Origin of the sequence: Streptomyces sp. ML-6 (assembly GCF_030116705.1) — a bacterium.
GTDB lineage: Bacteria > Actinomycetota > Actinomycetes > Streptomycetales > Streptomycetaceae > Streptomyces.
Window position 1 is genome coordinate 6772233 of record NZ_JAOTIK010000001.1, and the last position, 22201, is coordinate 6794433.

Sequence of the window (22201 nt, forward strand, 5' to 3'; positions counted from 1 at the left end):
CAGGGGGAAACGACCATGCTGCCCACCGGGGCCCACGGAACCTGGCCGTCGCCGATCGACGCCGCGCTCGCCGCCTCGCGCGACGGACGCCCGGAGTACGCCGGCACCATCGGCGAGGAGGTGTGGTGGACGGAGCCGCGCCCCGCGGAGGCGGGCCGCCGCGCCCTGATCCGCCGCCGGGCCGACGGGAGCACCGACTGCGTGCTGCCCGCGCCCTGGAACGTACGGAGCCGGGTCATCGAGTACGGCGGCCGGCCCTGGGCCGGGGCCGAACGCGCCGAGGGCGGTCCGCTGGTCGTCTTCGTCGACTTCGCCGACCAGCGGCTGTACGTCCACGCTCCCGACGGCCCCGACGCGCCCCGGCCGCTCACGCCGGTCTCGGCCGTCGGCGGCGGGCTGCGCTGGGTGGACCCGCAGATCCACCTCGACCGGGGCGAGGTCTGGTGCGTCCTGGAGGAGTTCACCGGCGAGGGCCCCACCGATCTGCGCCGGGTGATCGCCGCCGTCCCGCTGGACGGATCGGCGGCCGACGACCGGTCGGCGGTGCGCGAACTCACCGACGACGGTCACCGGTTCGTCACCGGCCCGAAGCTCTCGCCCGACGGGCGGCGGGCGGCCTGGATCGTCTGGGACCACCCGCGGATGCCGTGGGACGGCACCGAGGTGATGCTCGCGGACGTCACCGACGACGGCACCTTCGCCGACCCGCGCCGCTTCTGCGGCGGCCCCGAGGAATCGGTTCCGCAGATCGAGTGGGACACCGACGGCCGGCTCCTGTTCGCCAGCGACCGCAGCGGCTGGTGGAACCTCTACCGCGCCGACCCGGACCGGGGCGCGGTCGCGCTCTGCCCCCGCGAGGAGGAGTTCTCCGGCCCGCTCTGGAAGATCGGCCTCAGCTGGTTCCGGCCCCTGGAGAACGGCCTGATCGCCACCGTCCACGGCAGGGGCGCCACCACGCTCGGCATCCTCGACCCGCAGAGCGGCGAACTCGTCGACGTCGTCGGCCCCTGGACCGAATGGGCCGAGACCCTCGCCGTGCACGGCAGCCGGGTCGTCGGCATCGCGGCGAGCCCGCACAGCGCGTACGAGGTCGTGGAACTGGACACCATGACCGGCCGCACCCGGGTCATCGGCGCCCCGCACGAGGACGTCGTCGACCCCGCGTACTGCCCGCGCCCCGAGGAACGCACCTTCACCGGGCCCGACGGACGCGAGATCCACGCCCACCTCTACCCGCCGCGCAACCCCGAACGGACCGGCCCCGAGGGCGAACTGCCGCCCTACGTGATCTGGGCGCACGGAGGTCCCACCGGACACGCCGCGCTCGTGCTCGACCTGGAGATCGCCTACTTCACCTCGCGCGGCATCGGCGTCGCCGAGGTGAACTACGGCGGCTCCACCGGCTACGGCAGGGCCTACCGCAACCGGCTGCGCGAACAGTGGGGCGTCGTCGACGTCGAGGACTGCGCGGCCGTCGCCGAGGCCCTGGCAGCCGAGGGCACGGCCGACCGGAACCGGCTCGCCATCCGGGGCGGCAGCGCCGGCGGCTGGACCACCGCCGCCTCGCTGACCGGCACCGACGTCTACGCCTGCGGGACGATCATCTACCCCATCCTCGACCTGACCGGCTGGGGCACCGACGAGACCCACGACTTCGAGTCGCAGTACCTGGAGTCCCTGGTGGGCCCGCTCGCCGACGTCCCCGACCGCTACCGCGAACGGTCGCCGATCAGCCGCACCGAACGGCTGGCCACCCCCTTCGTGCTGCTCCAGGGACTCGACGACCCGATCTGCCCGCCCGTCCAGTGCGAACGCTTCCTCGCCGCCCTCGAGGGACGCGGCATCCCGCACGCCTACCTCACCTTCGAGGGGGAGGGGCACGGGTTCCGGCGCGCCGACACCATGATCCGGGCCCTGGAGGCCGAACTCTCCCTGTACGCCCAGACCTTCGGGATCGAACACCCCGACGTACCGACGGTGGAGCTGAAGAAGTGACCCTCGCTCCCCTGACCCGCCCGGCCCGGCTGCGCCCCGGAGCGCGGGTCGCCGTCGTGGCCCCGAGCGGGCCGGTGCCCGCCGAACGGCTGGAGGCCGGGCTCGACGTCCTGCGCGGCTGGGGCCTCGAACCCGTCGAGGCCCCCCACGTGCGCGACGTCCACCCGGAGCTGGACTACCTGGGCGGTGCGGACGCGGCACGCGCCCGGGGGCTCCAGGAGGCGTGGTGCGATCCGTCCGTGGACGCGGTGATCTGCGCCCGCGGCGGATACGGCGCGCACCGGATGGTCGACCTGGTCGACTGGGCGGCGATGCGCGCCGCCGGCCCGAAGGTGTTCGTCGGGTACAGCGACATCACCGTGCTCCACGAGGCGTTCGCCCGGCACCTGGGGATCGTGACGCTGCACGGCCCGATGGCGGCCACCGAGACCTTCCTCAAGGACCCGGACACCCAGGAGTCCCTGCGGGCCACCCTGTTCGAGCCCGAGACGGTGCGGACCCTCGGTCTGCCCGGCGCCGGGGCGCTGGTGCCCGGTCGCGCCCGGGGCGTCACGTACGGCGGCTGTGTGAGCCTGCTCGCCGCCGACATCGGGACGCCGCACGCCCGGACCTCCGCCCGGGGCGGCCTGCTGGTGATCGAGGACACCACCGAGGACCCGTACTGCATCGACCGCATCCTCACCCAGCTGCTGCGCTCCGGGGCCCTGGCCGGGGTGGCCGGGGTGGCCTGCGGCTCCTGGGCGGGATGCGGCCCGTACGAGGAGGTGCGGGCCGTCCTCCTGGACCGGCTCGGCCCGCTGGGCGTCCCCGTCGTCGAGGAACTGGGCTTCGGGCACGGACCGACGGCTCTCACGATCCCGCTCGGCGTGCTCGCCGTGCTGGACGCCCCGGCCGACGGCGGCCCCGCCACGCTCACCACGCAGGTACCGGCCCTGGCCTGAACCGTACCGAAGGGTGGGAAAACGGCCCCGAACGGCGAGGAAACGGAACCGAACCGGACCGAACGGCGAAGAAGTTGAGCGGCATTCAGGAAACGCCGTCCGGAGCGTTGACAGCACTATGACGCATGTCACAGCATGAGCGCCGCCCAGCACTTACCGGCTGGTAAGGCGCCCTCGCTGTGGAGGTCCTCGTGTCACGTGCTGTTCCCCGCACCCGGTCCGGTCACCGGGCACCGTCCCGGAAGCCGGCCGTGTACCTGGCCTCGGCCGCGCTCGTCGCACCCCTCCTCCTCGCCGGGGCGGGACGGGCGAGCGCCGACGGAACCGCCCCGTACACCGTCACCCCGCTGACGTTCACGACGCGGGTGGACGGGAAGTCGTGCACCGTCGACGCCGACCTGTACCGCCCCACCGGGACCGACGCGCGGCGCCCGGCCCCCGCCGTGCTCGCCACCAACGGGTTCGGCGGCAGCAAGACGGACGGCACGACCGACGCCATCGGCAGGGCGGTCGCCTCCCGCGGCTACGTCGGCCTGGTCTACTCCGGGCTCGGATTCGGCAAGTCGGGCTGTCTGATCACCCTCGACGACCCGGCCGTCGACGGCCGGGCGGCCACCGCCCTGATCGACTTCCTCGCCGGCACCCGCGCCGCCGACGACGGCACCCGGGCGGACTTCGTCACCCGGGACGGCGCCGGCGACCCCAGGGTCGGCATGATCGGCGGCTCCTACGGCGGCGCCGTCCAGATGGCCGCCGCGTCCGTCGACCGCCGCGTCGACGCCCTCGTGCCGCTGGTCACCTGGAACGACCTGGCCTACGCGCTCGCCCCGAACAACGCCGGTACGCGCAAGGGCGTCTCGTCCGACACCGCCGGGGTCTTCAAGTGGCAGTGGACCAACGGCTTCTACCTGATGGGGGAGGGGCAGACGGTACTGAACGCGAGCCTCGACCCGTCCCGGTTCAACAACCTCACCTGCCTCCACTTCGCGTCCCGGGCGTGCGACACCATCCAGCTGCTCAACTCCGGCCGCTATCCCGCGGACCGGACGGCGAGGATGCTCGCCTACGCGCGCAGCGTCTCGCCCGTCGACTACCTGAGCCGGGTCGAGGCGCCCACGCTCCTCGTCCAGGGCCAGGCCGACAGCCTGTTCAACCTGAACGAGGCCACCGCCACGTACGAGGCCCTCAAGGCGCGGGGCACCACCACCAAGATGATCTGGCAGGCCTGGGGACACAGCGGCGGCCAGGCGCCCGGTGAACTCGACCTGAAACAGGGCAACTTGGAGACCAGCTACGTCGGACAGCGCGTCCTGGCCTGGTTCGACCGCTACCTCCGGCACGACCGGAACGCCGACACCGGACCCGACTTCGCCTACTACCGCGACTGGCAAAGCGGCTACGGCACGGCGTCCTCCGTACCGGCCCTCTCGCGGAAGCTGTACCTGTCCGGCGACGGCAAACTCGTCGACGAGCGGTCCGAGGTGGCCCGGGGCAGCCGCCAGTACACCAACTGGCTCGTCCCGACCAGCCATTCGGAGAGCTCCCTCGCCGGACTGCTCGGCCTGCCCGACTCCCGGCCGTACGACACCAAGGGCACCTACCTCGGCTGGACCAGCGCCCCGCTGCCCTCCGCCGTCGATGTCGTCGGCGCGCCGAGGGCCACCCTGAAGGTCGTCTCGCCGAGGACGGAACGGGTGCAGAACAGCGGGGACGCCGCCGACAAGCTCGTCCTGTTCGCCAAGATCTACGACGTCGCCCCGGACGGCGGCAGGACGCTGGTCAACCGGCTCGTGGCCCCGGTCCGGGTCCCGGACGTCACCCGGCCGTTCACCGTGCGACTGCCGGGCATCGTCCACCGGTACGAGGCGGGCCACCGGCTCGAGTTCGTGATCGCGGCGAGCGACACCGCCTACGTGGGCAACCGCGGGATCAAGCCGGTCACGGTGGTCAACGCCCCCGGGGACACCGGCGTACTGGAACTGCCGGTGGTCGGCGACCGGGTGGGGTGAGACGGCCCGCGGGGCGCCGGACCCCCAGGGTCCACGAGGCAGCCCTTAGGCTGGCCGGATGTCCGAGACCGACCGCCCGGCCCCGGGGCGCCGCGTGCTGATCCGCCCCCTCACCCGGGCGGATGCCGAAGAGTTCACCGTCCGGGCGAGGGAGAGCCGGGACCTGCACCACCCCTGGCTCTTCCCGCCCGTCGACACCCGCGCGTACGCCGCCTACGCGGACCGGCTGATCGACGACCCCGCCCGGGCGGGCTTCCTCGTCTGCGAACGCGAGAACGCCGGAGGCGCAGGGGGAGTCGGGGACGCAGGGGACGCCGGAGGCACAGGGGGTGCCGCGGGCGGAGCCGTCGGCGGGATCGCGGGGTTCATCAACATCAACAACATCGTCACCGGCGCGTTCCGCTGCGGCGCGCTCGGCTACGGCGCCTTCGCCCACGCGGCGGGGCGCGGCCTGATGGGCGAAGGGCTGGACCTGGTCCTGCGGCACGCCTTCGGACCGCTCGGCCTGCACCGGCTCGAAGCCAACATCCAGCCCGGCAACGAGGCCTCGATCGCCCTCGTCCGCCGGGCCGGTTTCCGTCTGGAGGGATTCTCGCCCGACTTCCTCTTCATCGACGGGGCCTGGCGCGACCACGAACGATGGGCGATCACGGCCGAGATGCTCGCCCCGGAGAGCCCCGGGAACCCGCCGACGGGGGCGCGGCGCCCGTAGCCGTCCGACGGGGCGGCCGGACGGCCACGGGCCGGATCTCCGCAGGCCGGACGGCCGGCGACCAGATGTCCACCGGCCGGACGGCCGGCGGCGCGGGCCGGGGGAGAGGGCTCAGGTCGGGGGGACGCCGGGGTGCATCCAGCCGTCCTCCCGGACCCGCAGGGCCAGGTCGATCTTGGTGTAGGTCGGCCGTCCGGCGTCCTGGTACTTGGCCTTGACCCGGTCCAGGTAGTACTTCGCGGTGTTGGCGGTGATCCCGGCCCGGCGGGCGGTGGCCTTGAGGGTGAGCCCGGAGGCGTAGCACACGAGCACCTCGCGTTCCTTCGGCGAGAGCTTCGGGCGGATGCCCTGGTCGCAGGCCCAGGCGAAGGCCAGTTCCGGGGAGTGCGCAGTGCCCCCGGCGGCGACCTCCTCGATCGCCTCGACGAGGACGGACAGGTCGTGGTCCTTGGTGAGGTAGCCGTCGGCGCCGTCCGCGATGGCGGCCACGATCCGGTCGCGGTCCGGCACCACACTGATCATCAGCACCCGGCTGCCGGCCTCCCGCAGCCGGCGGATGTTCTCGGCCGACGGACGCCCGTCGCGCAGGACGAGGTCCAGCAGGACGACGTCGGCCCGCTCCCGCCGCCCGTCGAGCAGCTCGTCCACCGTGCAGGCGCAGCCCACGAGCCGCAGCCCCGGTACCCCGGCCAGCCAGGACCGGATTCCGTCGAGCAGCATCCGGTCGTCGTCGACCACGGCGACGGTGATCACCTCGGCCATCTCAGCTCCACGCTCACACCCTCGCCGGGAGCGCTGTCCACGGTCGCGTGGCCCCCTATGCCGCGCATCCGCTCGTGCACGGAACGGGTGAGGCCGAGGCCCCCGCCGCCGCTCCCGGGCTCGAATCCCCGCCCCCGGTCGACCACGGTGACCACCAGCCGGCCGGAGTCCCCGGTGACCGTCAGATAGGCGTGGCCGGTGCCCGCGTGGCAGCGGACGTTGTTCAACGCCTCGGTCACGGCCCGGGCGAAGGGCAGGGCCACGTCGCCGGGCACCCTGGGCGGTTCGTGGTACCGGGCGGTCACCTGCAGCCCCAGCGCCTCCGCGGCCCGCACCGACTCCTCCAGCGCGGCGAGGAGCTCCGAGTCGGTCCCCTGGTCGTCCGTCTGCTCGACCAGCCGTCGCAGATAGGCCGCCTCGCGGGCGCATCTTCGCCGCATCTCGGGGGTGTTGGCGTCGATGCCGCCGCCGGAGATGGCGGTCAGGGTGGCGAGGACCGTGTCGTGCAGCGCCTGGTGGTGGGAGATCCGCTCCGCGTACCTGGCGCGGTGCGCCTCCGCGGCCAGCGCCCGCTCGTTGGCGGCGTCGAGAAGGGCGCCCTGCCTGCGGAAGTACCACCAGAGCACCCCGGAGACGACGGCCGAGAAGACCAGGGCGTTCAGATGCCCTCCGGTCACGGCCGCGTCGGCGCCGACCAGCAGGTACCCGGCCAGGTGCGTCGCCACCAGGAGCGCGGTGGCGACGACGACCAGCCGGATGGGGAAGGCCGCGGCCGCCATGGCCGCCGACGATCCGCCCAGCAGCATGACCCAGGCGATCGAGGCGGGAGTGTGCTCCCCGCCCCATAAGTAGGCGCAGAACGGGAGCAGGCAGCCGACCACGATCACGTCGATCCAGACCGAACGGGGAACAAGTCGCCCCTTCCGCCTGGCAGTTGTGTGGACCACGGCGCTGGAGGACAGGGCCGCGGCCAGGATCAGCCACTGGACCGGGCGATTCCACTGATGCTGGACGACGCCGGCGATCCCGGCGACGAGATGACTGCCCCGGTAGAGGGACGTGGCCAGAACCATGGAGGTCTGTGCACGGTGGAGCCCGGTTTCATCCATGTACATGCCTTCCCGTTCGCTGTCCGCAACCCCCCAGAACGGGTGGTACACCGATCCCTCGGTGCACCGTTAACGTCACCCATGGCGGTCAGGGGGCGCCTCACGGCCACCATATGCGCGGCCGCGCGAGCGCTCTCCGAGAAATGCAGAAAGCTGATCATTTTGCCCGAACAGTTCTGATACTCCCGTAGTTGACTCCTCATCAGGTGATGTGGACGACCTCTCAGGAACAGCGCTTCCCGGCCAGTCGGCCGCCGGACCGGACCATCACGCCCCGGCACCGCGCGGGCAGCCCCGGCCGGCTCCCGGCCGCCCTCCCGCCTCCTCCCGTGGCAGTCCGACCGCTCCCGCGCACCTCGATGCCGCACCCGGAAGGAAAACCCGTGACCGCTGATGGCCAGGCACCCGGCGCCGATGGGTACTTCGTGGTGAGTACCACCCTGCTGCCCGGAATCGTCGAGGGCGTACTGCACCGGCGCGGCGCGACCGGATGGGCCGTCGACCGGGGCGACTTCTGGTGCTCGGTCCGCCCCCGGGGCCACCGCGGCCCCGAGCAGGGCTGGAAGCTGCATCTGTCGGCCACCCCGCTGTCCGCGGCCCTGGTGCTGGCGGCGGCGTCCGAGGTGCTGATCGAGGAGCGGGCCTCGTTCAAGTTCGCGGGCAGCGTGGAACGCGTCGCCGAGCTGACGGGCGGCCGGGCGGACCGGGGCGGCGGCGGCAAGTTCATCACCGTGTACCCCGACGACCCGGACCACTTCCGCCGGCTCGCGCGGCGGCTGCACGGGGCGACCTTCGGGCTCCGGGGCCCCGGTATCCTCTCCGACCGGCGCTACCGCCCCGACAGCCTCGTCCACTACCGCTACGGGGTGTTCCGCGGCGTGCGCACCATGACCAACGACGGCGACGCGGACGTCAGGCTCCGCCGGCCCGACGGGGGGCTGGAGAAGGACCGGCGCCAGGCGTGGCCGACCACGCCGGACTGGGCCCCGCCGCCGTTCCCCGACGATCCGGACCCCGCGAAACCACCGGCCCCCGCCCAGTCCCCGGCCAAGTCCCCGGCCGGGCCGCCGGTTTCCGCCGGGGCCCCGGCGCCGGCGAAGTCCCCCCGGAAGAAGCCGGTGGTGCTGCTCAACGACCGCTACGTCGTCAGCAGGGCGATCCGGCACGCCTACAAGGGCGGCGTCTACCTCGCCACCGACCGCGACACCGGCCGGGAGGTGGTCGTCAAGGAGGCCCGCCCGCACGTGGGGGTGCGCATGGACGGCACCGACCTCCAGGACACCCTGCGCCACGAGGCCGAGCTGCTGGACCTGATGGCGCCGCTGGGCTTCACCCCGGCCAGGATCGACCTCTTCTCCCAGGGCGGGAACCTCTTCCTCGTCCAGGAACGCGTCCCGGGACAGACCCTGCGCGAGCGGATGCCGGAGCGGCCGGTGCGGGACATGGCGGAATTCCTGGACCTGGCACGGCAGGTGGTGGACATCGTCGAAGGGGTCCACGGCACCGGCCACGTGCTGCGGGACCTCTCCCCGAACAACCTCATGGTCACCCCCGACGGCGAGGTGCGCCTGATCGACGTCGAGTACCTGGCCCGGCAGGGCGTCCCGGTCCGCCGCGGGTACACGCCGGGCTACGCCGGCCCCGAGATCAGCTCCCTGGTCGACTACGAACCCACCGCCCCCGAGTACGAAGGGGACCTCTACGGCCTCGGAGCCGTGCTGCTGCACCTGGTGGCGGGTGTGGACATGCTCCTCGTCCCCGACGAGCGCCCGGCCGGCGACCGCACGGACGCGCTGATCACCCTCGCGGTGGCCGACCACCCCTGGGCCCGCCCGCTGCTCCCCCTGCTGCTCGCGCTCTGTGCCGCCGACCCCGCCGAACGGTGGGACCTCACCCGGGTCCGGGAGGCACTCGCCGCCCCTGACCCCGGCCCCGCCGCCCCCGACCCCGGCCCCGCCGCCGACCCCGGCCTGCGCATCGCCGACGAGGAACGCGACCGGCTGATCTCCGACGGCCTCGCGTACCTGCTCCGCACCCGGGGCAGCGGCACCGGAGGGCACCTCTGGCCGATCAACGGCTTCGGGGCCACCACCGACCCGCTGAACGTGCAGTACGGCGCGGCCGGGGTCCTGGCGGTCCTCACCCGGGCCGCCGCGACCGGCGGCGACGCTCAACTGCGCGACGGAACGGCGGAGTTGACGCAGTGGATCCGCGAGCGGCTGGCCGATCCGTCCGCCGGACGGGCCGCCGACGGGACGACCCTGCCGGGGCTGCACTTCGGCCGCTCCGGCACCGCCTGGGCCCTGCTGGACGCGGCCCGCCTGCTCGGCGACGAGACGGCGGAGGCGGAGGCGGCCGCGCTGGCCCGTACCGTCCCCGTCGACTGGCCCAACCCGGACATCTGCCACGGGACGGCCGGGGCGGGCATGGCCCAGCTGCACTTCTGGCGGACCACCGGCGACCCGGAGTTCCTCGACCGGGCGGCCGCCTGCGCGAAGACGCTCCTCGCCGCCGCCGAGGACCACCCCGCCGGAGTGATCTGGCCGGTCCCCGCCACCTTCGATTCGAACCTCGCCGGGGCCCGCCACTACGGGTTCGCCCACGGCATCGCGGGCATCGGCGCCTTCCTGCTGGCCGCCGGGACCGCCACCGGCCGGGAGGACTTCCTCCGGGCGGCCCGCACGGCCGGCGACACCCTCGTGACGCTCGCCCGGGTCGCCGACGGGCAGGCCCGGTGGGCGGCCGGGGACCGCATCGCCGACGGCGTGACCGGACAGACCCACTGGTGCAGCGGCTCCTCCGGCATCGGCACCTTCCTGATCCGGCTGTGGCGGACCACCGGCGACGCCCGCCACCGGGACACCGCCGTGCTCGCCGCGGCGGGGGTGCGACGCGCGATGTGGTTCTCCTCGCCCGCCGCCTGCCACGGGCTGGCCGGCAACGCGGAGTTCCTCCTGGACATGGCCGCGGCCCTCGGCGAGCCCCACTACCGGGACCTGGCCCGGGAACTGGCGCAGTGCATCCGCACCCGGACCGTGCTCAGGGACGGACTCCTGGTCGTCCCCGACGAATCGCTGGAGGCGGTCGTCGCCGGCTACCAGACGGGACTCGCCGGAACCCTCGGCATGCTCCTGCGCCTGCGCGACGGCGGCCCCCGGCTCTGGATGCCGGACCCCCCGGCACCGACCGCCCCCGCCGGACCGGACCTCCCGCTCGCGGCCGGTGCGGCATGACGCGCCCGCCCGACCGGATCAGCTTCCGGTTCTCGGCCCGGGCACGCCACGCGGCCTGCCTGGTGAGCACCGCGGAGGGCGGGTTCGTCCCGGCCCGCTGGGACCTGGGCGGCACGTCGCCGCGGTACCGGGAGGGCACCTCCACCGAGTCCACGGCGACCCAGGTCCTGCCGACCGACGACGGCGAACTGCTGCTGCTGCGCAGCGCGGTGGGCAGCGGACGCCACCGGCTCGCCCTGACCGGCCCCGACGGCGGGGCCGGCCCGGCCACGACGATCGCCGCCCGGGGACTGCGGCTGGTCCCGGGCGGCCCGCCGGACACCCTCGCCCTCGCCGTGGAGACCGACGCGGGAGGCCGCACCCGGGTGTGGCAGGTCAGGAACGAACCCCTGCGCCTGGCCCATCCGGTGATGCTGCCCGGCCGCATCACCGGCCTCCTGCCGCTGGACGAGGAGGGCATCCGGTACGTCACCGACCTCGGCCGGGCAGGCGGATGCCGCCCGGTCGTCCTGAACCTCCGGGAGGCGACCTGGGGAGGGTTCCTGCTGCCCGAGGGCGGGCACATCCACCGGGTCCTGCTGTCGGCCCCGCGCTCGGGGCTGCTGCTGACCGCGAGCGACCCCGGGGACGGGCGGCTGCGGATCGGCCGCACCACCGTCGACGGCCGCACCGCCCTGAACTTCCCCGAACGGCTCAACTCGCTCGACGGCTCGGTGTTCCCGCTCGCCGCCGACCCGGCGGGCGAACGCGTGGCCCTGCGGGTCACCAAGGGGGCCGCGGCACGCCTGTTCCGCTACGACGTCGCCGACGACCGGCCGTCCCCCACCCGGCTGCCCGCCGGAGCCGTCCACCCGGCCGCCGGATGGAACGAGCACGGCCTGCACGTCGTGTACGCCAACCCCGCCCGCCCCGCAGACCTCGTGACCGTCCCGGACGACCCCGCACGGCAGGGAACACTGCCCCCGCCCGCCCCCGCCGCCCGCACCGAATGGTTCGACACGCCCGACGGCGGGTTCGAGGCCGTCTGCCTCGGCGACTGGCGCACCGCGGACACCGTGACCGTCGCCCTGCACGGCGGACCGGAGGACGCCTGGACCCTGGGCTTCCACCCGGTGCTGCACCGGCTTTCCGAGGCCGGGACCGCCGTGGTGGCACCCAACCAGCGCGGCAGCACGGGCTACGGCCGGGCGCACACCTCGGCCGTGCACGGCGCCTGGGGGGTCCCCGACCTCGCGGACATCCGCGCACTGGTGAGGACGCTGACGGAGCACCGGCCGCCCGGCGCGCAGCCCCCCGCCCTCCTGGGCGTCAGCTACGGCGGCTTCCTCGCCCTGCTGGCCGTGTGCGCCGACCCCCACGCCTGGTCCCGGTGCGCGGCGGCCGCGCCCTTCCTGTCCGCCCGGGGACTGTACGAACGGGCGACACCGGCCGTGCGCGCCCTGATCGAGCGGCACGGCCTGGGCACACCGCCGGACGACGAACTCGGGCCCCGCGACGTCGAGTTGCTCGCCCACCGCATCAGGGTGCCGCTGCTCGTCGTCCACGGCACCGACGACCCCCTCGTACCGGTGGAGGAGACCCGGCGGCTGCGGAAACGGCTCATCGAGGCGGGGCGCGTGGAGCACACCCACTTCGCCTGCCTCGAAGGCGCGGGCGTCGGCCACGACCTCCTCCAGGAGCGTGCCGGAGCCGCACTCACCGACCGGCTGGTGACGTTCCTGACCCCCGGACCCGCGGCCACCGCGCGGCCCGCCCCCGATCTCACGGCCGCCCACGCGACCGTGTGACACCGCCGGCCCCGGCGGTGTACCGCAACCACCCGTGACAGGAGGTGAAACACCATGACCATCGACGTGGACGAGCTCCAGACGCTGGAGAGCGAGGAGGCGGTTGCCCTGGCCGCCTGCGGCATCACCTGCACCTGGACCTGTCGCATCACCAGCATCGAGCAGCAGCAGTGACGCACCGGCGGCACCGGTCGGTGACCGCGCCCGGCTGCCGCACCCGTACGGCAACGACCTCTCATCGACGAAAGGAAAGCACCATGATGACCATCGACGTGGACGAGCTGCAGACCCTCGAGGGCGAGGAGGCCGTCGCCCTGGCCGGCTGCACCCGCACCTGCACCTGGACCTGCACGATCACCAGCATCGAGCAGCAGTAGTGCACCGGTGCCGGGCGTGTCCGCGTCGGCGGCGCGCCCGGCACCCCCGGTACACCCGCGGCCCCACCGGCCGGCGCACCACCCGGAGGAGGAACCATGACGTCCCCGCAGCGGCTCCTGCGGGCAGCCACCGCCCGGTCCCGGGGATGGTTCGCCCTCGCGGGCGCGGCGGCCGTCATCGGCTCCGCCGGCACGCTCGCCCTGCCCTGGACCCTGGCCACCGCACTCGACTCGGTCATCGGCGAACGGCCCTCCGCCACCCCCGTGTACGTGTTCGCCCTGGTCCTGGCGGTCGTGGTGGCCGCCGGGGCCCTGCAGACCCTGGCCGGCGGGACGTACGGCGCCGCGGCGGTGGCCACGCTGCGCCGGGACCTGGCCGTGCGCGCCCTGGACGCCGGGATCCCCGGGGCGGCGCGGTTCCCGGCGGGCGACCTCGCCGGCCGCCTCTCGGCGGGCTGCTCCCAGGCGGGCCAGGCCGGATACACCGTGGTCACCGCCGCGGCCTCGGTGCTGACGTCGCTGGGCGGCGTGGTCGCGCTGTGGCTGCTGGACTGGCGGTTGGGCCTCGCCTTCCTGCTGGGCGTGCCCCCGCTGGTGCTGATCGCCCGCGCGTTCATGAACCGCAGCTCGCACCTGTTCCTCTCCTACCAGGAGACGCAGGGCAGGATCTCCGCGCTGCTGCTCGAAGCGCTGGGCGGTGCCCGGACCATCGGCGCGAGCGGCACGGCGGACGCCGAGATCTCCCGGATCCTCCGTCCGCTGCCGGAACTCTCCGGGACGGGGCACCGCATCTGGCGCCTGCAGCGCGACACCGGCTGGCAGGTCGGCCTGCTGGTCCCCGCCGTGGAGGTACTGGTCCTCGGCATCGGCGGCCTCGCCCTGGTGAACGGGGACATCAGCGCGGGGCAACTCGCCGCCGTGGTGGGCTACACCGCGGTCGCGATGTCCCTGCTCGACCAGCTCGACGCGCTCTTCTCCCTCGGCGTCTCGCTCGCCGGGGCGCGCCGGGTCGCCGAGGTCACCGACCAGCCGGTGGCCGCCCCCGGCACCCGGACGGAGACCGGGCCCGCGACCGGCGCGGTGACGTTCTCGGGGGTCGGGGTCCGCTCCGGCGACCGGGTCGTCCTCGACGCCGTGGACCTCGACGTCCCGGCCGGCACGTCGCTGGCGGTGGTGGGCCGGTCCGGCTCGGGCAAGAGCACCCTGGCCGCGCTGCTCGGCCGGCTGCGTGACCCGGACGAGGGCACGGTGTGCATTGACGGCCACCCGCTGCGCGAACTCGCCCCGCACACCCTCCGTTCCCTGGTCGGATACGCCTTCGAACGCCCCGCCATGCTCGGCGGAACGATCCGCGGCATGATCGCCTTCGCCCGCCCCGACGCCTCCGACGACACGGTGGAGGCCGCCGCCGCGGCGGCCCACGCGGACGACTTCGTACGGCGGCTGCCGCACGGCTACGACACCCCCCTGTCCGACGCCCCGCTCTCGGGCGGCGAGGTCCAACGGCTGGGCCTGGCACGGGCCCTGGTGCACGACCCGGCCGTGATCGTCCTCGACGACGCCACGTCCAGCCTGGACACCGCCACCGAGGCACGGGTCGACGACGCCCTCACGGCCGCCTGGTCCGGCCGCACCCGCGTCGTGATCGCGCACCGGGTCTCCACCGCGGCCCGGTCCGACCTGGTGGCCTGGCTGGACGAGGGGCGGATCCGCGCCGTGCGACCGCACCACGAACTGTGGCGACTGCCCGAGTACCGGGAGCTGTTCGCCGCCGCGACCCCTCACGCACAGAAGGCGGCGACCCCTCACCCGCAGGAGGCGGCGACCCCCCACGCACAGGCGGCGGCCCTCCACCCGCAGGAAGCGGCGACCCTCCACCCGCAGGAGAAGGCATGAGCGAGCCGTCATCGTCGGCCCCCGCCCTGGCACCCCCGCCCGCACCCCCCGCCCCGGCGGCGCACGGCCCCGCCACCGGACCCGCCGCCGGCCCCGCGCCGGTGGGCCTGCGGATGCTCGGCGGCTTCGTCCGGCGCCACCGCGCCGCGACTGCGGCGGTGGCGGGATGGTCCGTCATGGAGTCGCTCCCGGCGCTCTTCTCCGGCCTCCTGGTCGCCGCCGCCCTGGACCGGGGCTTCCTCGCGGGGCGCCCGGCCACGGGCATGTTCTGGCTCGGGCTGCTGGGGGCCGCGATGGTGCTGCGCGCCGTCATGACCCGCGAACTCACCCCGCGACTGGGCCGGCTCGTCGAGCCCCTGAGGGACGAGCTGGTGACCGAGGTGGTCTCCGGCGCGGTGCGCCGGGCCGTCGGCGGGGCCCGGGGCGACGCCGGGGCGGGGGTGGCACAGCTGACGGTCCAGGTCGAGAGCGTGCGCTCGCTGGTCTCCGCCCTGCTGCGCTCGGCCCGGCAGCTGGGCGTCTCCCTGGTGATGGCCCTCATCGGCCTCGCCGCGCTGTCCGCGCCGGTGGCGGCGGCGACCCTGCCACCGGTTCTCCTCACCCTGGTGCTGTGCGTACCGAGGCTGCGGAGACTCGCCGGACGACAACGCGCCCAGCTGCGGGCGGAGGAACGCCTGACCACGACCGCGGGCGAGGCGTTCGGCGGCATCCGGGACGTCGTCGCGTGCGGCGCCCGCGACCGGGTGGCGTCCGACATCACCGCCCGGATCACCGGCCACGAGGACGCCTGCCGTGCCACCGCGCGCACGATGTCCGGCAACACCCTGCTGGTGGCGGCGGGCAGCCAGCTGCCGCTGCTCGCCCTGCTCCTCGCCGCCCCCGCCCTGCTGCGCGGGGGCACCCTGTCGGTGGGTGAACTCCTCGGGGCCACCAGCTACCTGATGAGCGGGGTGACTCCCGCGTTGCGGGCCCTCGTCGCCGTCCTCGGCTCCTGGGGGGTGCAGCTGGACACCGTGCTGCGCCGGCTGGGCGGCGCCATGACACCCCCCGCCCCCGCGCCCGCGCCGGGCCGCACCCCGCTCTCCGCGGACCTCTCGCTGGAGGGGGTCGGCTACGCGTACGGGCCGTGCGCCGCCCCGGTGATCGACGACCTCTCCCTGGACGTCCCCACCGGCTCCCACCTCGTGGTGGTCGGCCCGAGCGGGGTCGGCAAGTCGACCCTGACCACGCTGATGGCGGGGCTGGCGGTCGTGGACAGCGGCCGGCTGACCCTGGGGGGAGTACCGGTCGAGGAGACCGACCGGGCATGGCTCCGCCGCGAGGTGACGCTGATTCCCCAGGAGGCGTACGTGTTCACCGGTACCGTCCGGGACAACCTGCGCTACCTGCGGCCGGAGGCCACCGACGCCGAACTGACGGCCTCGCTGGCGGCGGTCGGCGCCCTCGACCTGGTCGGGCGGCTGGGCGGGCTGGACGCGTCCGTGGGCCTGGACGGGCCGGAGCTGTCCGCCGGCGAGAAACAGCTCCTCGCCCTGGCCCGCGCCCATGCGTCGGCCGCCTCCGTCGTCCTGCTGGACGAGGCCGGCTGCCACCTCGACCCGGCGGCCGAGGCCCGGGCGGAGGAGGCGTTCGTCGCCCGCGGCACGACCCTCGTGGTGGTCGCGCACCGCATCAGCTCGGCGCTGCGCGGCGGGCGGATCCTGGTGCTGGACGGGCGGCGGACGGCCGTCGGCACGCACGACGAACTGCTCGCCGCGAGCCCGCTCTACCGCGACCTGGTCGGCCACTGGATGTCCGGCCGGTCCGCCGGAGCGCAGACGGAGCCCCCGCCCGGCCCGTGACCTGACCGCGGCGGGATACCGGGGGAGGGAGGAGCGGGGTGGCGGATGAGCGGACGGAGGCGCCCGGTCAGAGGCTCTGTTCGGGCCAGTTGAGCAGACGCGCCCCGATGACGGCCGTCTGGAGGGCGTACCGGTGGTGCGGGTCGGCGGGGTTGGTGCCGGTGAGCTGGTGGATGCGTTCGAGGCGGTAGGTGAGGGCGCGGACGCTGAGGGAGAGCTGACGGGCCGCCTCGGTCGCGTTGCAGCCGGAGTCGAAGTAGACGGTGAGGGTGTCGAGGGCCGTCCGGGGACCGCCGCGCGCCCGCAGGAGGGGGCCGAGGGTGGTGCGGACGAGATCCGTCATCGCCTGGCGGTCCCGGGTCAGCACGGGATAGACCAGCAGATCGGCGGCGTTGAGGACGGGGGCGTCCAGGTCGAGGCGGGCGGCGAGGTCGAGGGTGTTGAGGGCCTCCTCGTAGGAGTGGACGACGCCGTCCGCCCCGTGGTGGGTCCGGCCGATCGCGGTCCGGCCGCCATCGGTCGCGGCGTGGACCTGCTTGGCGAAATGGGTGAGCACGTCGCGTCGGTCGCCGGGGGCTATGCAGATCAGCCGTCCCTCCTTCGTGGTGAGGAGGATCTGCCGCTCGCCGAACCGGCCGGTCACCGCGCGTTCCACCCGCCGGGGCACGTCGTCGCCCTCGGCGTACGGGTCGGGGCCCTGCGCCACGGCGACGGCGTGGGCCCGGGACAGCCGCAGGCCGAAACGTTCCGAACGCTCGGCCAGGCGGCCCAGGTCGCTGCGCCCGTAGAGCAGGTCGTCGATGAACTCGCGGCGGGCGGCCTCCTGCTGACGGACCGCGAAGTGCTGGGCCCGGTCGTACCCCTCGGCCAGCGCGTCGATGGCCTGGGCCATGACGTCGAGGGCGCTGTCGTTCGAGGCGGACGTGCCCGGCCAGGCCGAACGGGCCGCTTCGAGGTGCTTCGCGACGACCTGGCGCAGGGTCGCGCCGCTGCCCGCGGCCCGCTCGCCGAACGCGCGCAGGGCGTCGAGCTCGGTACGGGTCAGACGACGGTCGGCGGACGCCGCCGCGGCGAGCAGTTCCGGGTAGCCGTCGAAGCACTCACCGGCCGCCTCGGAGCCGTTCACCGGTACGCCCCGTACCGCGAACCGGTACCGGAAAGGGCGGAACGCTCGCGGGAGCCGTCCTGCACGGGAGTCCTCCGGGACATCGATCGGAATCCGGGGACACGTGTCCCCCGACCGCCGACCAGACTTCCCGGCACACCAGCGCGAATCTCGGCGCGTTCCGCACACTCTATCCCGCACGGTCCGCACGTACAGGGGCAGCCGTGCAGGTGGGCACGGACCCTCGCGGCCGGGCGGGGAGGACGGTCCGCCCCGCCGCCTCCCGGTGCCGGACCGGGCGTGACGCGACTCGTCGCCGGGCCCGGTGCCGGGCCCGACGACGAGGGGGTGGTGCGAAGGCGGTACGGAGGTCAACGGCCTCCCGGCGGCGCCCCGGGCGTACGGGACGGGCCGGGACGGCCGGTCACCGCACCCAGTGGACGAAGTCGACGGTGTCGTTCTCCGCAGCCGGTTCCTGGAGCGACTGGCCGGGGAACAGCGGACGGAGCCGGTGGCCCTCGAGGTCGGCGAGCGTCGCGAGGTCGTGGGTGTTGTTCACCCACGAGGACACCTCGTTGGCCGCGGTGGGGCCGTGGACGCCGCCCTGCATGGGCAGGTCCCGCAGATCCACGTCGTAACCGGCCCCGATGCCGTAGGCGGGACCACGGTTGTTGTAGTCGCGGTACAGACACAGGGGGGCGGGCGGGCAGGGCTCGCCGTCGTTGAGCGCGACCACGCCCGGAGGCAGCGCGATCCCGGACCCGGGGGCGGCGTGGGCCACGCCGGCGCCCAGTGGCAGCAGCGATCCGACCATGGTCGTGGCCACGACGGCCACCCGGGCCAGTCGCGCGGACATCGTGCGGCGTGCGGTCATGGAACTCTCCTGGTTGTTTCTCGGGGCCGACGGTGCGGCGGGTGCCGTGCGAGGGTGGGGCGGGATACGGGATCGGCACGGAGCTGCCCCGGTACCGCCGGGATTCCGGCGGAGTGCGCCTCCGCCACCACGGGGGATTACACAGAGAGACGGCTGGTGGCGCAGGGTGTGCACCGGTGGGCGGGGTGTGTCTCCGGGCTGCGTCCGGTCGGGTGGCGGCCGGACGGCAGGGGTGGCGCCATGGCGCGAAACCGGCGCACGGCGAAGGGGGAGATCGCGCCGGATGCGCGCAGACTGAAGCTCAACTACCTTGTTGTCCAAGTAAGTTGATGAAAATCCTGTGGGGTCGCGAGGAAGGTGGCGGGGGCGGTCGCGGCCCCGTCGACGGGACCGGCGCGAGGACCGGCCGCCCCGATCGGGGCACGGCCTCGGGACGCTCACGATGTCGAATGGGGGAAGGGTCTGATGCGGCGCACCGAGGTGTCCAAACAGTTGGGCGGATTCGTCCGCGAACACCGCACCGATGGCAGCAGGCGGCTGTGGCACGCGGCCGTCGTGATCGTCGTCGGCACGGCGGGTCTGGCTTTCGGGATTCCGGTGACGATCGCCTCGATCGGCACCACCGAGGGCGCGCCGCAACTCGCGGGGCTGCTGCTCGGAGTGGGACTGGTGGGATGGGGGCTGGGGATCTGGCGGCTGACCCAGGCGTTCCATACCCGGGAGCAGTGCTTCGACATCCACGAGCGGGGGCTGGCCCACCGGGTCGCGGGCACCGTCACGCTGATCCCCTGGGAGGACATCGCCGAGGTGGGCGCCCGCAACGGCGGGAACGACCAGCTGCTGGCCGAGACCCGAGGCATGGGCTTCAGCTGCGCCATCAAGCTGAACGACGGGCGCGACATATGGTTCGACACCTTCACCGAGGACGCCAGGCAGCTGGCCCGGGTCGTCCACGAGGCGGTGCACCTGGGGCGCTTCCCCCAGGGGAGGGGTCGGCGGTAGCGGCCCCGGAGGCCCGAGGGTCGACGCCCCGGGGTCACGGGGCGGCGCCCGGCTCCGCATGCGCCGTCGCGGGATCCGGTGTACTTGTCGAAGGAGACGGGCCCGGCCCCGGCGCGCCGTCCTCCGTACCTTTCGGGCCGGGCCACGGGCGCCGGAGGGCCGAGACGGGCGCCGGAAGGCCATCACGCGTGCCGGAAGCGGCGCGGGAGGCGGGAACGGTGCGCCGGGCGGTACATGCGCACGGGGTCGTTGCGGCTTCGTCGTTCCGGCATCGTTGTGCCGGCTTCGTCGTTCCGGCTTCTCGCGAGACGGAGGCAGTCGTCATGGAGCCAGTCGTCACCGTCGGCCTCGACGGGTCACCCGAGAGCCTCGCCGCCGCCCGCTGGGCCGCCGGCGAGGCGGCGCGGCGCGGGTTCACGCTGCGCCTCCTGCACGCGTGGCCCCTGCTGGCGGCCGAACCTCCCGGGGTGCCCGCCGAGGCGGACCAGAACTACTGGGCGAGGCGGATCGTGCACAAGACGGGGGCGGAGCTCCGGGCACGCCACCCGGGTCTGTCCGTGGTCGACGACCTGGTGGCCGAGGACGCCGAGCAGGCACTGATGCGGGCGGCCGCGGAGTCCGAGATGGTCGTGCTGGGTTCGCGGGGGCTGCTGCCCGTCGAGAGCTACTTCCTCGGCGACATCAGCATGCCCGTCGTGGCGCACGCCGAGCGTCCGGTGGTCCTGGTGCGGGCGGAGGGCGACGGGGACGGACCGCGGCCGGACCGGGCCGGGGCGGGCGGCGTCGCGGTGGCGCTCAAACTGCACGGCCCCTGCGACGACCTGCTCGAATTCGGCTTCCGGACCGCTGCCGCACGCGGGGTGCCCCTGCGGGCCGTGCACGGCCGGAGCCTGCCGGTGGACGCATATGTGCCCTGGGGCGTGGACCACGAGGTGGCGGAAGAGGTCGCCCAGGAGGCGCAGGAGCTCCTCGACCGGACCCTCCGCCCCTGGCGCGACAGGTTCCCGCAGGTGGAGGCCGTCGACGACCTCGCGCTCATCAGCCCCGCCAAGGCCGTCGTGCAGGCAGCCGAGGCCGCCGAGCTGCTGGTCGTCGGCCGCCGTCGGCGCCGCCGCCCCCTGGCCCCGCACCTGGGCTCCGTGGCCCAGGCCGCCATCCACCACGCCCGCTGCCCCGTCGCGGTCGTCCCGCACGAATGACGTGAGGGAGCGCTGCGGACCCGGCCCGGCGCGGCACTCCCATGGCCGATCCGCCCGGTGGTGATCAGCCGCCGGCGCCGGACCCGTCCCGGCCGGTGAGGCCCTGTCCCACGCTGCCGCGCGGACGGTACGGACGGCGTACGGCATCGGACACGGGCCGGAAAGCGGTCACGGGGTGACCGGGGCGGTGGGTGGTTCCTGAACGAGCCGGACCGTTTCATCGGCCGCCACGTACGCCCGGTTGCCGGTTTGCGACGAGGCGACCACGACGGCGCCCTCCTCGGGCAGGACGGTGACGGGGAACAGGGGCCGGGAGCCTCCGATCATCGGCGGTCCCTCCAGGAAGGCCCGCCCGATCTCGGCCAGCCGCAACTGGCGCGGCGTCAGCCCGGCCCAGGAGAGCCGTTCGCGCAGCCACGCCGGCCGGCTGCCGGCCTCGCGGGGGAACCGCGCCAGGTCCCGCGCGTACGCCTCCGGGCCGAGGGGAGGCAGGAAGAGCGGCTCGCCGTCGTGGTCGAAGGTGGCCTCGGCGAGGTCCTCGGCGGTGAAGTCGAGCGTCATGCCGAACCACGTCCCCGGGCCGGGGTCGTGCATGACGGCGCGCAGTTCGGCGAGGGCCTCCGCGAACGCCGGCGTCCCGGCCTCCCGCACCCTCACGGGCATTCCGCCGTGCTCGCCCGAGCACCGTGTCCGGGTGTGACCGTCCACCACGAACGCCGTGAACCGGATGCGGTCCCAGTCCGCCGACTGGGCCGCGGCCAGTTCCGTCGCCAGCGTCTCCACCAACCGGTCCCGCAGGGTGTACGGAGGCCGGGGACGGGGCCGGGAAGCGGCTTCGGGTGCCGTCGCCGGTTCGGCGGGCCCATGTGCGGTGCGGGCGCCGGCCGGCCGGAAGTGTTCCAAGGGCGTGCGGCGCCCGGAACGGAAGACCTCGATCGCCTCGTGCGGCGGGGCGGCCGAGCCGGCGAACAGCACGGTTTCATCCGCGGCGACGTACACCCGCCCGCCGCCCCGCACGGTGTGCGCGACCAGCACCGCGTCGTCCTCGGGCAGCGCGGTGACGGCGAGCGGCGCGTCCGGGCCCGCCATCCGGCGCATGAGCGTGCGCCCGAGATCGGCGAGCCGCTGCTGCCGCGGCGAGAGCGCCGCACCGGCGGCTTCCGCCCGGCCGGGGGACGACGGTTCGCCCGTGCTCATGAGTCCCCCGTGCGGCCGGATGCCTCCGGCCGGGGCCGACGGCGGCATGCCACCGGCCACGTGGCGGCCCCGGCCCCCACGGACCCGTCCGGCACCAGCGGATCGATCATGTTCCCCTCCCCAACACCCCGGCGCCGCCCGGCAGATCGCCCCTCACCGCAC

At 74.6% G+C, this 22201-nt stretch carries 17 protein-coding genes; 12 read left to right on the forward strand and 5 right to left on the reverse strand.

Annotated elements, in window-relative coordinates:
* Positions 1-15: 15 nt before the first annotated feature.
* From OCT49_RS29820 to OCT49_RS29835, 4 genes are all read left to right on the forward strand, one after another.
* Positions 16-1995, forward strand: coding sequence for a dipeptidyl-peptidase 5 (locus tag OCT49_RS29820; RefSeq protein WP_283854898.1), 1980 nt, complete (start codon positions 16-18; stop codon positions 1993-1995).
* Positions 1992-2936, forward strand: a complete 945-nt coding sequence (locus OCT49_RS29825; protein ID WP_283854899.1) for a S66 peptidase family protein — start codon at positions 1992-1994, stop codon at positions 2934-2936. The genes OCT49_RS29820 and OCT49_RS29825 overlap by 4 nt, the downstream gene beginning before the upstream one ends.
* A 179-nt stretch (positions 2937-3115) precedes the next feature.
* A complete protein-coding gene (locus OCT49_RS29830) occupies positions 3116-4945 on the forward strand; it encodes a CocE/NonD family hydrolase (RefSeq protein WP_502963430.1) in 1830 nt (609 codons plus the stop codon).
* 58 nt (positions 4946-5003) lie between these two features.
* Positions 5004-5657 carry a GNAT family N-acetyltransferase gene (locus OCT49_RS29835; RefSeq protein WP_283854901.1) on the forward strand — a complete coding sequence of 218 codons (654 nt, stop codon included), beginning with the start codon at positions 5004-5006 and terminating at the stop codon, positions 5655-5657.
* A 111-nt stretch (positions 5658-5768) separates the two neighbouring features.
* Here the strand turns inward: OCT49_RS29835 and OCT49_RS29840 are convergent, their stop codons facing one another.
* Together OCT49_RS29840 and OCT49_RS29845 are read right to left on the reverse strand one after the other, a co-directional pair.
* Positions 5769-6419 (reverse strand): response regulator, encoded by a 651-nt coding sequence (locus tag OCT49_RS29840; RefSeq protein ID WP_283854902.1) that lies wholly within the window; start codon positions 6417-6419, stop codon positions 5769-5771.
* Positions 6407-7528, reverse strand: coding sequence for a sensor histidine kinase (locus tag OCT49_RS29845; RefSeq protein WP_283854903.1), 1122 nt, complete (start codon positions 7526-7528; stop codon positions 6407-6409). The genes OCT49_RS29840 and OCT49_RS29845 overlap by 13 nt, the downstream gene beginning before the upstream one ends.
* A 383-nt stretch (positions 7529-7911) precedes the next feature.
* Between OCT49_RS29845 and lanL the strand changes: the two genes are divergently transcribed.
* The 6 genes from lanL (at position 7912) to OCT49_RS29875 (ending at position 16662) form a co-directional block, all read left to right on the forward strand.
* Positions 7912-10761 (forward strand): class IV lanthionine synthetase LanL, encoded by a 2850-nt coding sequence (gene lanL, locus OCT49_RS29850; protein ID WP_283854904.1) that lies wholly within the window; start codon positions 7912-7914, stop codon positions 10759-10761.
* The gene (locus tag OCT49_RS29855) at positions 10758-12548 is read left to right on the forward strand and encodes a S9 family peptidase (protein WP_283854905.1); all 1791 of its coding nucleotides are present in this window, start codon (positions 10758-10760) and stop codon (positions 12546-12548) included. Before lanL ends, OCT49_RS29855 begins: the two co-directional genes overlap by 4 nt.
* Positions 12549-12602: 54 nt before the next feature.
* Entirely contained in the window at positions 12603-12722 is a 120-nt protein-coding gene (locus OCT49_RS29860; RefSeq protein WP_283854906.1) for an ALQxL family class IV lanthipeptide, read from the forward strand.
* A gap of 83 nt (positions 12723-12805) precedes the next feature.
* A complete protein-coding gene (locus OCT49_RS29865; protein ID WP_222872279.1) occupies positions 12806-12925 on the forward strand; it encodes an ALQxL family class IV lanthipeptide in 120 nt (39 codons plus the stop codon).
* A gap of 96 nt (positions 12926-13021) precedes the next feature.
* Positions 13022-14821: an ABC transporter ATP-binding protein gene (locus tag OCT49_RS29870; RefSeq protein ID WP_283854907.1), complete on the forward strand. Its 1800-nt coding sequence runs from the start codon at positions 13022-13024 to the stop codon at positions 14819-14821.
* The gene (locus OCT49_RS29875; protein ID WP_283854908.1) at positions 14818-16662 is read left to right on the forward strand and encodes an ATP-binding cassette domain-containing protein; all 1845 of its coding nucleotides are present in this window, start codon (positions 14818-14820) and stop codon (positions 16660-16662) included. Before OCT49_RS29870 ends, OCT49_RS29875 begins: the two co-directional genes overlap by 4 nt.
* A gap of 67 nt (positions 16663-16729) precedes the next feature.
* Here OCT49_RS29875 and OCT49_RS29880 read toward each other — a convergent pair whose 3' ends face one another.
* Both OCT49_RS29880 and OCT49_RS29885 read right to left on the reverse strand, forming a co-directional pair.
* A complete protein-coding gene (locus OCT49_RS29880; protein ID WP_283854909.1) occupies positions 16730-17788 on the reverse strand; it encodes a PucR family transcriptional regulator in 1059 nt (352 codons plus the stop codon).
* Positions 17789-18191: 403 nt separating this feature from the next.
* A complete protein-coding gene (locus OCT49_RS29885; RefSeq protein ID WP_283854910.1) occupies positions 18192-18641 on the reverse strand; it encodes a peptidase inhibitor family I36 protein in 450 nt (149 codons plus the stop codon).
* 465 nt (positions 18642-19106) lie between these two features.
* On the opposite strand from OCT49_RS29885, the gene OCT49_RS29890 reads away from it, so the two are divergent.
* Positions 19107-19643: a hypothetical protein gene (locus OCT49_RS29890; RefSeq protein WP_283854911.1), complete on the forward strand. Its 537-nt coding sequence runs from the start codon at positions 19107-19109 to the stop codon at positions 19641-19643.
* Between the two features lie 323 nt (positions 19644-19966).
* Positions 19967-20842 (forward strand): universal stress protein, encoded by an 876-nt coding sequence (locus OCT49_RS29895; protein ID WP_283854912.1) that lies wholly within the window; start codon positions 19967-19969, stop codon positions 20840-20842.
* Positions 20843-21010: 168 nt separating this feature from the next.
* Here the strand turns inward: OCT49_RS29895 and OCT49_RS29900 are convergent, their stop codons facing one another.
* A complete protein-coding gene (locus OCT49_RS29900) occupies positions 21011-22039 on the reverse strand; it encodes a hypothetical protein (RefSeq protein ID WP_283854913.1) in 1029 nt (342 codons plus the stop codon).
* Positions 22040-22201 lie beyond the last annotated feature (162 nt).